13 protein-coding genes are annotated in these 12,252 nt (G+C 66.7%); 4 read left to right on the forward strand and 9 right to left on the reverse strand.

Annotation, left to right across the window (positions count from 1 at the left end; all coding sequences use genetic code 11):
• Positions 1-323: 323 nt before the first annotated feature.
• Together AC3DEZ_RS16730 and AC3DEZ_RS16735 are read right to left on the reverse strand one after the other, a co-directional pair.
• Positions 324-740: a hypothetical protein gene (locus tag AC3DEZ_RS16730; protein WP_488389234.1), complete on the reverse strand. Its 417-nt coding sequence runs from the start codon at positions 738-740 to the stop codon at positions 324-326.
• Between the two features lie 32 nt (positions 741-772).
• Positions 773-2,050, reverse strand: coding sequence for a hypothetical protein (locus AC3DEZ_RS16735; protein ID WP_488389235.1), 1,278 nt, complete (start codon positions 2,048-2,050; stop codon positions 773-775).
• Positions 2,051-2,172: 122 nt separating this feature from the next.
• Between AC3DEZ_RS16735 and AC3DEZ_RS16740 the strand changes: the two genes are divergently transcribed.
• Positions 2,173-2,817: a DUF2306 domain-containing protein gene (locus tag AC3DEZ_RS16740; protein WP_488389236.1), complete on the forward strand. Its 645-nt coding sequence runs from the start codon at positions 2,173-2,175 to the stop codon at positions 2,815-2,817.
• Positions 2,818-2,845: 28 nt separating this feature from the next.
• On the opposite strand, the gene AC3DEZ_RS16745 is transcribed toward AC3DEZ_RS16740, so the two are convergent.
• From AC3DEZ_RS16745 to AC3DEZ_RS16755, 3 genes are all read right to left on the reverse strand, one after another.
• Positions 2,846-3,613: a phytanoyl-CoA dioxygenase family protein gene (locus AC3DEZ_RS16745; RefSeq protein ID WP_488389237.1), complete on the reverse strand. Its 768-nt coding sequence runs from the start codon at positions 3,611-3,613 to the stop codon at positions 2,846-2,848.
• 145 nt (positions 3,614-3,758) lie between these two features.
• On the reverse strand, positions 3,759-4,784 hold the full coding sequence (locus tag AC3DEZ_RS16750) for an NADP-dependent oxidoreductase (RefSeq protein WP_488389238.1): 1,026 nt from the start codon (positions 4,782-4,784) through the stop codon (positions 3,759-3,761).
• 173 nt (positions 4,785-4,957) lie between these two features.
• Positions 4,958-5,572, reverse strand: coding sequence for a TetR/AcrR family transcriptional regulator (locus tag AC3DEZ_RS16755; RefSeq protein ID WP_488389239.1), 615 nt, complete (start codon positions 5,570-5,572; stop codon positions 4,958-4,960).
• Positions 5,573-5,665: 93 nt separating this feature from the next.
• Here AC3DEZ_RS16755 and AC3DEZ_RS16760 point away from each other — a divergent pair, with 93 nt between their 5' ends.
• The gene (locus AC3DEZ_RS16760) at positions 5,666-6,898 is read left to right on the forward strand and encodes a glycosyltransferase (RefSeq protein ID WP_488389240.1); all 1,233 of its coding nucleotides are present in this window, start codon (positions 5,666-5,668) and stop codon (positions 6,896-6,898) included.
• A gap of 54 nt (positions 6,899-6,952) precedes the next feature.
• Positions 6,953-7,501, forward strand: a complete 549-nt coding sequence (locus tag AC3DEZ_RS16765; RefSeq protein WP_488389241.1) for a VOC family protein — start codon at positions 6,953-6,955, stop codon at positions 7,499-7,501.
• Positions 7,502-7,528: 27 nt separating this feature from the next.
• Here AC3DEZ_RS16765 and AC3DEZ_RS16770 read toward each other — a convergent pair whose 3' ends face one another.
• Positions 7,529-8,446 carry a LysR family transcriptional regulator gene (locus AC3DEZ_RS16770; RefSeq protein ID WP_488389242.1) on the reverse strand — a complete coding sequence of 306 codons (918 nt, stop codon included), beginning with the start codon at positions 8,444-8,446 and terminating at the stop codon, positions 7,529-7,531.
• A 115-nt stretch (positions 8,447-8,561) separates the two neighbouring features.
• Here AC3DEZ_RS16770 and AC3DEZ_RS16775 point away from each other — a divergent pair, with 115 nt between their 5' ends.
• Complete coding sequence (locus tag AC3DEZ_RS16775; RefSeq protein WP_488389243.1) at positions 8,562-9,404, forward strand: type 1 glutamine amidotransferase domain-containing protein; 843 nt, start codon at positions 8,562-8,564, stop codon at positions 9,402-9,404.
• A gap of 42 nt (positions 9,405-9,446) precedes the next feature.
• On the opposite strand, the gene AC3DEZ_RS16780 is transcribed toward AC3DEZ_RS16775, so the two are convergent.
• From AC3DEZ_RS16780 to AC3DEZ_RS16790, 3 genes are all read right to left on the reverse strand, one after another.
• Positions 9,447-9,818 carry a hypothetical protein gene (locus tag AC3DEZ_RS16780; RefSeq protein ID WP_488389244.1) on the reverse strand — a complete coding sequence of 124 codons (372 nt, stop codon included), beginning with the start codon at positions 9,816-9,818 and terminating at the stop codon, positions 9,447-9,449.
• Between the two features lie 443 nt (positions 9,819-10,261).
• The gene (locus AC3DEZ_RS16785) at positions 10,262-11,341 is read right to left on the reverse strand and encodes a polysaccharide biosynthesis/export family protein (RefSeq protein WP_447102194.1); all 1,080 of its coding nucleotides are present in this window, start codon (positions 11,339-11,341) and stop codon (positions 10,262-10,264) included.
• A gap of 154 nt (positions 11,342-11,495) precedes the next feature.
• Positions 11,496-12,248, reverse strand: coding sequence for a YdcF family protein (locus AC3DEZ_RS16790; RefSeq protein ID WP_488389245.1), 753 nt, complete (start codon positions 12,246-12,248; stop codon positions 11,496-11,498).
• Positions 12,249-12,252 lie beyond the last annotated feature (4 nt).

Here is a 12,252-nt window from a genome sequence, read left to right on the forward strand (position 1 = left end):
AGTGGAACTCCTTCCCCCGCGCCCGCATGCACCCGCCCTGGCGCGATAGTCCTAAAAACTCCGCCTTCGGTCATGAAGGTCGATTACTGCCCCGACTTCCATACCAAGTGGCAGAACCTTGGCGCTCATAATCCCCTTGCGCCAGGCGCAATACTACGCCTGGCTATCGCTGATGCAAATAACGAGTTAATAACACCATCGGCATGAGTCGTCCCTCCCCCACCTGTGACAAGCACCGCGTATGAATCGTTGTGGCGTGACCCCACGGTAGCGCGAATGGACCAGCCTGCACGGCGGACCTGCCCCGTGAGGGGAAGAAACAGCTAGCCTCCCCGGCAGCGCTGCCAGCCGCCCTCGCGGGCATGCACTTGTTCCCAGCCATTCACGAGACGCTTGAACGCCTGTCCACCGATGCAGGCATAGCCCAGCTGCCGGGCTTCGGGGGTGCCGAGTCCAGGAAGATCGACGATGCTCTCCGAGGGCCCGGGTCTACCCGCGCGTCTGGCCTCATCGGCAAGGATCGTGTTTTCCATCCCTTGGCAGAAACCGTACATGCCGGGATGCGGGTGGTTGCGATACTGATCGCATCTGAACGGTGTCGTGCCGTTGGGCATCGAGTTGTGGGCCGCTTTCGGACTCGACGTCGCACGAGGCGTCCCCTTGCCTCGCGCGCTCTGAACCTGTCCAACGGCAGCAACCGAATACACGACCAACGCGGCCGACAGGAATATCCTTTTCATGCAGTGCCTCCAATTGCTGGACGCAGAAGACATCAGCGCGTGGGACTTCGTTCCTTTCCTCGGGAACCAGGGCCTTTCAATACGTAGTCCCCCGAACGGACACCAGGCGCCAGCGTCCAGCCGGGGTTCAACACCAGCTTCCAACCGGGACCATGTGATGGCTCGGAGGCATCGGGAGCGGCCAGGATCACCACTTTCCAATCGCTGCTCATCACCGCGCCATCCGCCACTTCCAGCGCGCCCCAATCGTCGGTGACACGCATGGTGGGATAGACCGTGCCGACACCGTCAAGGGGCTGCAGATTGCCGGGATTGAACTGGATACGCATGTGTATCAGATCAAGTTTCAGCACCGGGCCTTCGACAAAGCGAGCGCGATTCCGTTCGAGTTGCGCCAGCCGCTTTTCTTCCCGCGCCGTTTCCGTTTCGCGCAAGGCGGCGCCGTCATATCGCGCGGCCGCGGCGGTCAGAGGCGCGACGCCAGCCGCATCCTTGAACCGGGTCGCGTCACGCAAGCGCGTACCGAGATCCCGTGTTTCGTTTCCCAGACGTTTGCGCCATCCCGGATCGAACTGGTCGAGCAGAATGCCGTAGGCCGGGCCTGTCGCATAGGCAAAGGAGCGTACAAAACTGGGGTCGCCGACATGCGTTTCGAGATCGTGGAGCGCCGCCCGCAAACGCGCATCCTGCGTCGGGTTTCCGAGCATCACGCCGGTGTATTCGGCCAACCCTTCATTGGTTTCGAGCGCCGTCTCGTCCGTCATGGCATCTGGAAAAAGCCGGTAGCGTTCGGCACGGAACGCCAGGGCATCGGTTATCGCCGCCTGTCGGGTTGCGCGGGTGCCCGCCTGGAGCGCCTTGGCCAGCGCCCGCCACTCCAACTGCAGCAGGTAACGTCCCTCCAACGTGTCGAGATGCGGGTTCTCACCGCCCTTCGCTTCGGCTATCGGCAAATCGGGCTGCAGGCGATGGAACATTTCGTGGGCGATCAGCGTGCCGCGCTTCCCGTCGCCTTCCGGCAAGGGCCACAGCATCTGGGTCCAGCGCGTACCGGACCATTCGACGGCCGTATTGGCCGCGGTCGCCTCCTGCGGCAACTGTCCGACGAACACGCCGTCCAGCTCGCGCAGGACGCCCTCCGCATCGGCTTGCGACGCGACGATCCGGCGCGTCTTCGGATCGACCAGCCAACGGACTCGATACTTCACATCGCCCCCTCGCCCGGTCCACGGCCCGGCACTGAATACTACCGGGCCGGGCGTCATCGCAGTGCCATTGGTTGGCTCGCGGCGACGAAGCCATGTGGTCATTGACTCATCGGCCACATCCCTGAGGCCTGACGGACGGCACTCTGACAAATGGCACTCCGCGCATCCGTCCCGGACCCGCACGATCCGGCGACCTGTCCGGGCTGACTTGCGGGAACCCTCCAATGCTGGGAAAGACGTTGGCATGGCTGGTGATGACGTTCCTGGCGCTGGCCGTCGCGTGCTACGCGGCCGCCTTGTTGGCCATTCCCGACTTTCGTCCATCACTCGTCCGGACGCTCATCGCTGAGCGTCCGGTCGCGGCGATCGCCCATTTCGCAGGGAGTGGACTGGCTCTGGCCATCGGCATGTTCCAGCTCAATACCTGGTTGCGTTCGCGGATCCCCGGGATGCATCGCTGGCTGGGGCGCCTCTACGTGATGAGCATCGCCGTGGGTAGCGTCTCCGGATTCGTCCTGGCCCTGGAATCATCCGGCGGTTTAGTCGCGCAGGCGGGTTTCGCCTTGATGGCGGTGTGCTGGGCCGCGTGTACGTTCGCGGCCTATCGTCATATCCGGGCCGGCCATCTGGTGGCTCACCGGAAATGGATGATCCGCAGTTTCGCAATCACATTCGCGGCGGTGACGCTGCGACTCTATCTGCCGGTCAGTCAGGTCATCGGGGTGCCCTTCCCCGTGGCGTACTCCGCGATCGCGTGGCTGTGCTGGATTCCCAATCTGCTGGTCGCGGAGTGGTATCTCCGGGCCACGTCGGGTGTGTTGCCGGGCACAGGTCGCCGGGGCATCGCGGCCAGGGGCTCTGTCGCATGACCCAGGCCGGGCCGCCGGCGACGGACCATCAGCCGCCCATGACGCCCACGGCCTTCCGTTCGCCCGTACGCTGGTTGACCTTGACGCGCCACGGGTAGTGGTCCCCTTCCCCGCCGGCGTCCCGCTGCTGGAGATGGTTGGTGACCGCCTTGCGCCAGCCGGCGCTCTGGTTGGCGGTGCTCATGTGGGGGGTCTTGGAATGATGGAACGCGACGTCTCCGCGTCGCATCGGACAGACCACCGTTCTTGATTCGTCCACCGCGCAGGTCAGCAGATCGCTCTGGACGCCCTCGACAAGATGATGCGGCAGGACGCCGAGCCGATGTCCCTCGTCGATGAAGTGCATGCAGCCATTGACCACGTCGACGTTCTGCAGCGGTATCCAGCCGGTGATGCCGCGATCGTCCAGGTTGCGTCCCCAGTAGCCTTCATCCTGATGCCATTCGGTGACCGCGCCGTGGCCGGGCGGCTTGCCGAGGAACTGGTCGTACCAGAAGGCCATGTCCAGATCCATCAGCTGCGAGGCGAACCGTTCGAGCCAATGGCGATATGGCTGATCGGCGATGTCGGCCCAGACCTTGCTGGGCGAGGATTGCACGATGCGGAACGTCCGGTTCTCCCGGGATTCGCCTTCGCGCCATGCCCAGTCATTGGCGAGTTCGTGCTTCTGCGCAATCAGGACGTCGCAGTGTTTTTCCAGTTCGTCCAGGTCCTGTTGGGGAACGGCCTGCCGGACGACCAGATAGCCGTGCGAGCGGAAGAAGGCGATCTGGTCGGCGTCTGCATCGGGATACATGTTGGCCCGCGGGAGGATGACTCGAGTGTGGCGCCAGTACATGCCTCCCGACGCGCTTGATCAATGACGCCCGCTTATATTGAGTCGTTAGAAAAAGTACCGGCCTGGGCGCGCGATCGGCCGCTGCCGCCCGGTGCTCCCTGGCCTATGCGGTCAGCTTTACCACCAGCTTGCCGAAGTTGCGTCCCTTGAGCAGTCCGAAGAATGCCTCGGGGGCGTTTTCCAGCCCCTCGACGATGTCTTCCCGGTACCGTACGCGTCCGTCCTTCAGCCATTGCCCCATGTCTTCCAGGAAGTCCGGGAACAGATGGATGAAATCCCGCTGGATGAACCCGCGCACCGTCAGTCGCTGGCGCAGGATCTGGCTGACGAAACCCGGCAGGCGGTCAGGCCCCGGCAGCACCCGGTCGCGTTCGTTGTAGGTGGCGATGGTGCCGCAGACGGGAATGCGCGCGAAGTCGTTGAGCAGCGGTGTGACCGCGTCGAACACTTTGCCTCCCACGTTCTCGAAATAGACATCGATACCGTCCGGCACCGCGTCGCGCAGTTGCCCGGCGAAGTCTTCGGCGCGGTGATCCAGCGCGACATCGAACCCCAGTGTTTCCAGGTAACGGCGCTTCTCCTCGCCACCGGCGATGCCGACTGTGCGGACGCCCTGCATCCGGGCGATCTGGCCGACCGTTGCGCCAACCGGTCCGCTGGCGGCGGCCACGACCAGGGTTTCCCCGGGCTGCGGACGGCCTATCTCGCGCAAACCGGCATAGGCGGTGAAACCCGGCATGCCGTAGACGCCCAGCGCGGTGCTGAGCGGAAGATCGAGGTCATTGAGCCTGCGCGTCACCGTGTCGCCTTCCACCACCGCGTGGGTCTGCCAGCCGCCGGTGGCCATGACCTTGTCGCCGACGGCAAAGTCGGGATGCGAGGAGGCGAGCACTTCGGCGACGGTCCGGCCTTCCATCACGTCGTCGATCGCCACCGGCGGGGAGTACGAGCGGCCCTCGTCCATTCTTCCGCGCATGTAGGGATCGAGTGAAAGGTAGAGGTTGCGCAGCAACACCTGGCCCGGACCGGGCGTGGCGACGGGGACGCGTTCGAGCCGCAGGTTGGAGGTGTCGGGCTCTCCGCGGGGACGGGAGGCCAGAACGATGCGCGTGTTGAGAAGTCCGCTCATGGAGGCAGGTGATGGTGGGTGCGCCAGCATCGCACCCTCGCCCCTCGTGACGGCACCTGATTGGCATGAAAACTGTGTTCCAGCCGCGGCAGCAGTGGGCGACCCGCCCGACCCCGCTGTACCGGCGCCTCGGGCAGGATCCGCGCCGGCGTCGAGGGAACCTCGGGACGCGCTCAGCGCCCCGCTTCCGCTCCGCCGATGAACAGCCGGGTGGCGTCGGCGAACTCGCGCCGCAGCGACAGGCCCGGCACGGTCAGCCAGCGCAGCAGCGCCGCCAGATAAAGGTGGTGGAACCAGGTCGCCAACTGCGCCGGATCGCGGCCGGCATCCAGTTCCCCGGTTTCCTGCGCAGCCTGGATCAATCGCTCCCACAGCGCGACGATGCCGCCATCCTCGATATCGTCCTGGCTGGTGGCTTCGCCCAGACAGGTGAACCGGTAACGCAGGTAGGCCATCAGGTGCTCGGGATGCGCGCTGCACCACGCCGCCGAGGCATCGAGGATGCAGGCTGCCCGCGACGCGAAGCTGCGGCGCCTGGCGATGCCGGTCTGCAGGTGCGCCAGGTCGTGCTCCAGTTGCCGATCCAGCCAGCGGGCCAGGATCGCGTCCTTGGTCGGGAAGTGGTTGTACAGCGTGCGCTTGGCGACGTCCGCTTCCGCCGCGATCTGCTCCATCGTGACGGCGTCGTACCCCTGCGCCTCGAACAGCCGCGCGGCGGTGCCCACCAGCAGGTCCCGCATGTGCGCGCGCTTGCGCGCCCGGCGACCGGGTTCCTCGATGTCGGCCATCGCTGGCGCCTCCGATATTCATGTACGATGTAAATAAATATACGTCGTGTACTTTTCCCTGTACAGCCGGCGCACGGCATTCCGGAGACGATCATGAAATTCGCGGTGGCAACCTACGGTACCGAGGGCGACACCCGCCCGCTGGCGGCGCTCTGCATCGGCCTGAGGGAGCGCGGGCACGAGGTCCATCTGCTCGCCGATGCCGCCACGCTGGGCAGCGCGCGATCGGCGGGAATACCGGTGACGCCGCTGTCGGGCGACATCCGCGGCGCGCTCGCGCCGGGCCAGGCGCTGGCGGGCGCGGTGGACCGCAAGGGTGGATTCAATCAGACGGCCCGTGCCCTGGCCGACATCGCCAATGCCAACGTCATGGACTGGATGCGGGAGATCAGGGACGCGGCGGCGGGATCCGACGCGCTCATCATCTCCGGTCTGGCGGCGTTCGCCGGGCTCTCGGTCGCCGAAGCCCTGGACATTCCCGTCATCGGCACTGGTCTCATTCCGATCTCGCCGACCCGCGCATTCGCCTCGCCGTTCCTGCCCGCGGGCGCGATTCCGGGGCCGCTCAACCGGATCAGCCACCACGCGGTCAACGGGCTCCTGTGGCGCGCCTTCCGTCGCAACACCAACGCCGCGCGTGCCGGGGTGCTCGCACTGCCGCCGCGCAAGCGACTGTGGACGGAACACCCGATGCTGTACGGAATCTCCCCCACCCTGCTGCCGCGTCCCGCGGATTGGCCGGAGAACGCGTGGATGTGCGGGCAGTGGGAACTGCCGGCGCCGGCGTGGACACCGCCGCCCTCGCTGGAGCGGTTCCTCGCCGAGGGCGAACCGCCGATCTACATCGGCTTCGGCAGCATGGCCGGATTCGATCGGGAGGTGCTGGCGGGCGCCATGATCGATGCGGTGGCCGGACGCCGGACGCTGTTCCATCCCGGCTGGAGCGGCGTGGACGCCGGCCGGCTGCCGGACAACTTCTTCGTGGTCGGAGACGTGCCGCACGCCTGGTTGTTTCCCCGCACCGCGATGGCGATCCACCACGGGGGTTCCGGCACCTCCCATTCGGCCACGCGGGCCGGTGTGCCGTCGGTGGTGATGCCGTTTGCCGGAGACCAGCCATTCTGGGCGGAGCGGCTGCGTCGCCTCGGCATCGCGGACCGGCCGGTCGATGGAAGGCGTCTGGATGCGCGGACGTTGCGGCGTGCCATCGCATTCGCCGATCACGCCGATACCCGCGCGCGGGCCGGGGATCTGGGCGTGCGCATGGCGGCCGAGGAGGGTACCGGCGTCGCGGTGGCCGCAATCGAGCAATTGCTGTCAACCTGATCCGGGCATCGTGACTGCACCGGCGGCTCGTCCGCTGCCTGCGAGGAAACCACGATGACCGTTTTCCGGACCATTTGCCGGACCCTGCTCGCCAGCTTGGCGCTCACATCCGCCGCCGCATCGGCCCGCGACACGCCTGCCTCGCCGGCACCACCGGCGACGACGCAAGCCGTGAGCGTGCGGGATCTCTATCCGCTCATCACCACGCCGGCGATGGCGGCCGCCCGCGACTTCCATGTGCGTCACTTCGGTTTCCAGGTGCTGTTCGAAGCGAACTGGTTCGTCTATCTGTCCGGCCCGGCCGATGGCGAGGGGCGCGGCGCGACCCTCGCGTTCATGACACCGGATCATCCATCCCGTCCACCGGGGCCGGAAGCATTCAACGGTGACGGCATGATCCTGACCATCGAAGTCGCCGACGCCGCCGGGCTGTACGAAAGGCTGCGCGGCGAAGATGCGCCGATCCTGCATCCCCTGACCGACGAGGCGTGGGGCCAGCGTCGCTTCATGACCCGGGATCCGGCGGGCGTGCGGATCGATGTGGTGCAGCAGATCCCGCCGGAGGACGGCTACTGGGAGCGATACGCGCCGCCGACTCGCTGATGCCGCCGGCCCCCGGAGGCGTCGCGTTCAATCCGCGGGCGATGCGTCGTTGCCGCCGGCAAGGCTGTCGATGAGCCCGCGCGAAGCCGCGGAGAGGCGGCGGTGCGGCGCGTAGATCAGCGAGAACGGGCGCGATCGCCCGCGCAGTTGCGGCAGGACTTCAACCAGGCGTCCCTGCCGCAGATACTCGGCCGCGATGAAGTCGTAGGTCTGGCAGATGCCGGCGCCGCCCGCCGCGAGCGATACCACGCCCAGTACGTCGTCGGATACCGACAGCCCATCGGGTGGCATCCATTCGACGTCCACTTCCCCGTCGCGAAACAGCCACGGCGCGATGCGCCCGCTGCTGGGCATCACGAAGGGAATGCAGGCATGTTCCGCCAGATCCTCCCGGCGCGCCGGGACGCCGGCGCGCCGCAGGTAATCGGGAGCCGCGACCACGCACAGCGCCGCGTCTTCCAGCCGGCGCGCGGCCAGTCCACTGTCGGGCAGCACGCCCAGGCGGATGGCGAGATCGAAACCCTCGGCGACGAGGTCGACATTGCGATTGGAGATGTTGAGTTCTACCCGGACCTGCGGATGCTCGCGTGCGAACCGGGCGAGCTTTTCCGGCAATCGATAGTGGCCATAGGTGGTGGGCACGCTCAACCGGACACGACCCGCGAGGGTGCCGGCGCGTCCCTGCACCGCGCGCTCGGCGTCGTCGAACAGCGCGAAGGCCGCACGCGCCTGTTCCAGGTAAAGCTGGCCGGCTTCGGTCAGGCCCAGCCGGCGGGTCGTCCGTCGCAGCAACTGGTTGCCGAGGCGGGTTTCCAGGCGCGCGATGGCGCGGCTGATGACCGACGGCGTCGTACCCAGCGTGATCGCCGCCGCCGTCAGGGAACCCTGCTCCACGACGACGACGAACGCCTCCGCGTCGCCCAGATGATCGAACCGGCGCCCCATCTTTGCCTCTCCGGGAAAAATAAATTGCCTGGCGGCGAGTTTATACCTTGTGGAGAGGCGAATAGAGTGCAGGCCACTTTCGCCGCACCCGCGGCTCCTCTACAAGGCATCTCCCATGAAATCGCTCAAAGCAATGGTGGTGGCGCTCGCGCTGGCCCTGCCGGCCGCGCAGGCCGACGCGGCGCACATCCTGGTCATCCTGTCGGATTCGGATCATCTGGATCTCAAGGACGGCCGTGTGTTTCCCACCGGCTTCTACCTCAACGAACTGATGCAGCCGGTCAAGCTGTTCCTGGACGCCGGCCACCAGGTCACGTTCGCCACCCCCACCGGCATGGCGCCCACGGTCGATCGCGGATCGCTGGATCCGATGTATTTCGGCGACGACACCGACGCATTGAAGACGCACCGGGAACTGCTGGACACGCTGGCCCTGACCCGGCCCGCGCAATCCCCGGTGCTGAGCCTCGCGCGGGTGGAACAGATGGGCTATGGACAGTTCGACGCGGTGTACGTGCCCGGCGGCCATGCGCCGATGCAGGATCTGTTGCGCGCTCCCGCGCTGGGCCGCCTGCTGGGCGATTTCCATCGTCGCGGCAAGACCACCGCGCTGGTCTGTCACGGCCCGATTGCACTGCTGTCCACCTTGCCGGGCGAGCCCGGTTTCATCGCCGGGCTGGAACAGGGTCGCACGCCGGCGGCGCCGGCCGGCTGGATCTACGCCGGATACAAACTCACCGTGATCAGCAACCAGGAAGAAGAACTGGCCAAGGGCGCGTTGCAGGGCGGCGAAATGAAGTTCTATCCGCAGGCCGCGCTGGAAGCAGCCGGTGCGCGGCATGTCGGCAATACCACGCCCTGGACCGCGAACGTGGTGGCCGATCGCGAACTCATCACCGGCCAGAACCCGGCGTCCGCGGTCGCGGTTGCCCGGGCCGTGCTCGAACGACTCGATTGAGGCCGCGGCGATTCCGGGGGCGCGATTGCGGCGCTCCCGGATTCAATGCACGTGCGGACGGCTTCCCGCCGCGAGCGACGTACTCACCCTCAGGCTTTCCAGCGGCGCGCCCATGCGCAGCCACACTTCGCGCAGGATGGCTTCCACCTTCGTCCATGCCAGCATGTTCCAGCTGTCGAAGGTTTCGACGTACTTGTGGTGAAGCATGTCAATCACGTCGGCCAGCGACTGCGCGTGATGGTGCAGATACGCATCGTAGGCGAATCGCAGGACCGGCTCGTATCGCGAGAAGGGCGTCCCCGCCTCGTGGAAATCGCGGGTCACGTACTCCAGCTTCCAGTACCTCACTTCAGCCTGCACATCGACGACCTCGCAGCGGTACCAGCGGCGTGCCGGGGGATGGATCGAACCCATGTGCGTTTCCTCCTCTGACGAGGCATCGGAATAGCATCCGCGCTGTGTTCATATCGTCAAATGCGACCTGAACATGGCGGCCCGATAACGCTTTCGCGACATGGAGTGCACCCGCTCTTGCCATCGCGGGCGGCATCGTGGACGCGTGGCACCGGCACCCTCCTTTGACGATACGCCGGCCTGACCGACATTCAGCAGGGTCCGTTTTCCGCAGTTTCCGGACTCCCAGGACCATCGGTTGCCACGGGAGAACCTCATCGGACGCTCAGCTTCTCGTCCGGTGCGCAGGGCCGGTCACCCGTCTGGATGGCTCTCCGGTTCTCCACAGGAGCCTTTCGCAGGGCACATGCAAAGGCGACGGTCGGAAACGGCCGTCGCCTTTGGTTTGCCGGGAAGCGGGAAGAAACCCTCCGCCGGCGCGAGCGCCGACGGAGGGCCATGCATCAGTTGCGATCGAAGTTGTACTGCGCCGAGGCCGCGTTGCTGATGATGCCCGACAGCGGCAGCAACTGGGTCAGGAAGCGGTTCCAGCGGGTGACGCCAGCCGGCCCCACCCAGACCACGTCGCCGGCGCGCAGGTGGAAACGATCCGCCAGTGCGAACGCCGCCGGTGAAACGGCATCCAGGTGATACACGGTGGCCGGCTCGCGCTGCAGATCGTCCATGCCGCGGATCACGTAGACCGCGCTGCCCTTGGCGGTGATCGGATTCAGGCCGCCGGTGCGTCCAAGCGCCTGGGTGAGGCTCATGTCGGTGGTCTTGAAGTTGATGGCCTGCGGACGCATCACCTCGCCCACCACATAGACTTCCTTGCGATCGTTGAACGGCAGGTACAGTCGATCCCCCGGCTTGAGGTACACGTCGGCGGCGACCTTGCCGTCGCGGTTCAGCGCATCCAGGTCCAGCGGATAGTCCTGGCCGTCACGGGTCAAGACGAATCCGGCCAGATCGGCTTCCTCGACATTGATGCGCGCCTTGCCCACCGCCTGCGCCAGGGTCAGCGGCACGGTGGTGAACTCCTGCGGCGAGGTATCGACGAACGCGCCCTGCAGCGCCACGCGGCCGCCGTGGCCCACCACGTTGACGTCCACCTGCGGTGAACGCAGGTATTGGCCCAGTCGCGAGGACAGGCTGCTGCGCAGTTCCTCGATGGTCATGCCCTTGACGTTCATCTTGCCCGCGTACGGATAGAAGAACGTGCCGTCCGGCTGCACCAGCCGTCCATTGGTGACGGCCTGCTGCTGATTGCCCGCGGGCGTGGTCAGCTCCGGATGATCCCAGACGGTGACGAGGACCGTATCGCCCGGCTGGATGCGGTAGATCTCGGGCTTGTAGCCGGCCAGCGCGGTCGGCAGGCTGACGGCCTGGCGGGGCGCGGCCACCAGTTCCGGCGTGATCGCGATCATGCGGGCATCGCTGCCTTCGACGGATCCATCGGAGGATGAACTGACATGCGTCATGCGCTGGCCGGCGCAACCGGCCAGCAGCGCCGCCAGCAACAACGAAGTGGATAGGGATTTCACTCGCACACCTCTGTCTGCGGAAAACGATGCGCCATCCGGCATGGCCGGGTTCGCTCGGGCATGGTGGCAAGGGCGGCGTGAAAAGAACGGCGGCGGCAGGACAATGGCGGATGAACGTGTGCGCCCGTCGCGCGCGAACGCGCGTCCGTCCTGTTCACAAACGCAGGTGCGCGGCGGTCAGCGCGACGATTTCCTTGAATGCGCGGCCGCTGCGCCACAGGGCGCGTGGCGATGGCAGCCAGTAGCGCCACCAGCGTCGTGGCGCCCTGCCCTCCGGTACCGGCACCGGCGTGACCTGCGCGCCGGCCTGGCGGAACAGCAGCGCCGCGCGCGGCATGTGCAGGGTGGAGGTGACCAGCAGTAGCCGTGGATGCGCCGTGCCCGCCAGCGGCAGGCTGTAGCGCGCGTTGTCGCGGGTGTTGCGGCTGCGTTCCTCCAGCACCAGCGCCGAACGCGGCACGCCCAGGCGCACGATGGCGTCGGCCATGCGGCGCGCCTCGGTGTTGTCCCCTTCCCCGCCGCCGCTGAGGATGACCACCGGCGCGCGGCCGGCCTGCCACGCGCGCGCGCCGGCGGCCAGGCGGCTGTAGCGCAGTTGCTCGGGACGCACGTTCTCGCGTTCCAGCCAGGCGTAGCCACCGCCTCCCCCCAGCACCACGATGGCATCGGCGGACGGCAATCGGGCTACATCGTCCACCACCGGATAGCGTCGCTCCAGCAGGCCGCGCAGGGTATCGGACGCGAACGGGAACGACCACAGCGCCGACCACAGCAACGCCGCCACCGCCACACCCGCGCCCAGCCTGCGGCGACGGCACCACCACAGCAGGGCGGCGAGCACCAGCAGCGACAGGGTGAGCGTGGGTGGATAGGTCAGCGAAACCGCGAAATCCCTGAACATCGACATCGCG

The organism is Pseudoxanthomonas sp. 134C1 (genome assembly GCF_057773065.1).

Excerpts from the sequence above, each read along its gene's own strand:
- AC3DEZ_RS16775 (WP_488389243.1), top strand. The coding sequence starts at position 8,562 with ATGAAATCGCTCAAAGCAATGGTGGTGGCGCTCGCGCTGGCCCTGCCG.
- AC3DEZ_RS16790 (WP_488389245.1), bottom strand. The coding sequence starts at position 12,248 with ATGTCGATGTTCAGGGATTTCGCGGTTTCGCTGACCTATCCACCCACG.
- AC3DEZ_RS16740 (WP_488389236.1), top strand. The coding sequence starts at position 2,173 with ATGCTGGGAAAGACGTTGGCATGGCTGGTGATGACGTTCCTGGCGCTG.
- AC3DEZ_RS16745 (WP_488389237.1), bottom strand. The coding sequence starts at position 3,613 with ATGTATCCCGATGCAGACGCCGACCAGATCGCCTTCTTCCGCTCGCAC.
- AC3DEZ_RS16755 (WP_488389239.1), bottom strand. The coding sequence starts at position 5,572 with ATGGCCGACATCGAGGAACCCGGTCGCCGGGCGCGCAAGCGCGCGCAC.
- AC3DEZ_RS16765 (WP_488389241.1), top strand. The coding sequence starts at position 6,953 with ATGACCGTTTTCCGGACCATTTGCCGGACCCTGCTCGCCAGCTTGGCG.
- AC3DEZ_RS16735 (WP_488389235.1), bottom strand. The coding sequence starts at position 2,050 with ATGACCACATGGCTTCGTCGCCGCGAGCCAACCAATGGCACTGCGATG.
- AC3DEZ_RS16760 (WP_488389240.1), top strand. The coding sequence starts at position 5,666 with ATGAAATTCGCGGTGGCAACCTACGGTACCGAGGGCGACACCCGCCCG.
- AC3DEZ_RS16730 (WP_488389234.1), bottom strand. The coding sequence starts at position 740 with ATGAAAAGGATATTCCTGTCGGCCGCGTTGGTCGTGTATTCGGTTGCT.
- AC3DEZ_RS16780 (WP_488389244.1), bottom strand. The coding sequence starts at position 9,818 with ATGGGTTCGATCCATCCCCCGGCACGCCGCTGGTACCGCTGCGAGGTC.
- AC3DEZ_RS16770 (WP_488389242.1), bottom strand. The coding sequence starts at position 8,446 with ATGGGGCGCCGGTTCGATCATCTGGGCGACGCGGAGGCGTTCGTCGTC.
- AC3DEZ_RS16750 (WP_488389238.1), bottom strand. The coding sequence starts at position 4,784 with ATGAGCGGACTTCTCAACACGCGCATCGTTCTGGCCTCCCGTCCCCGC.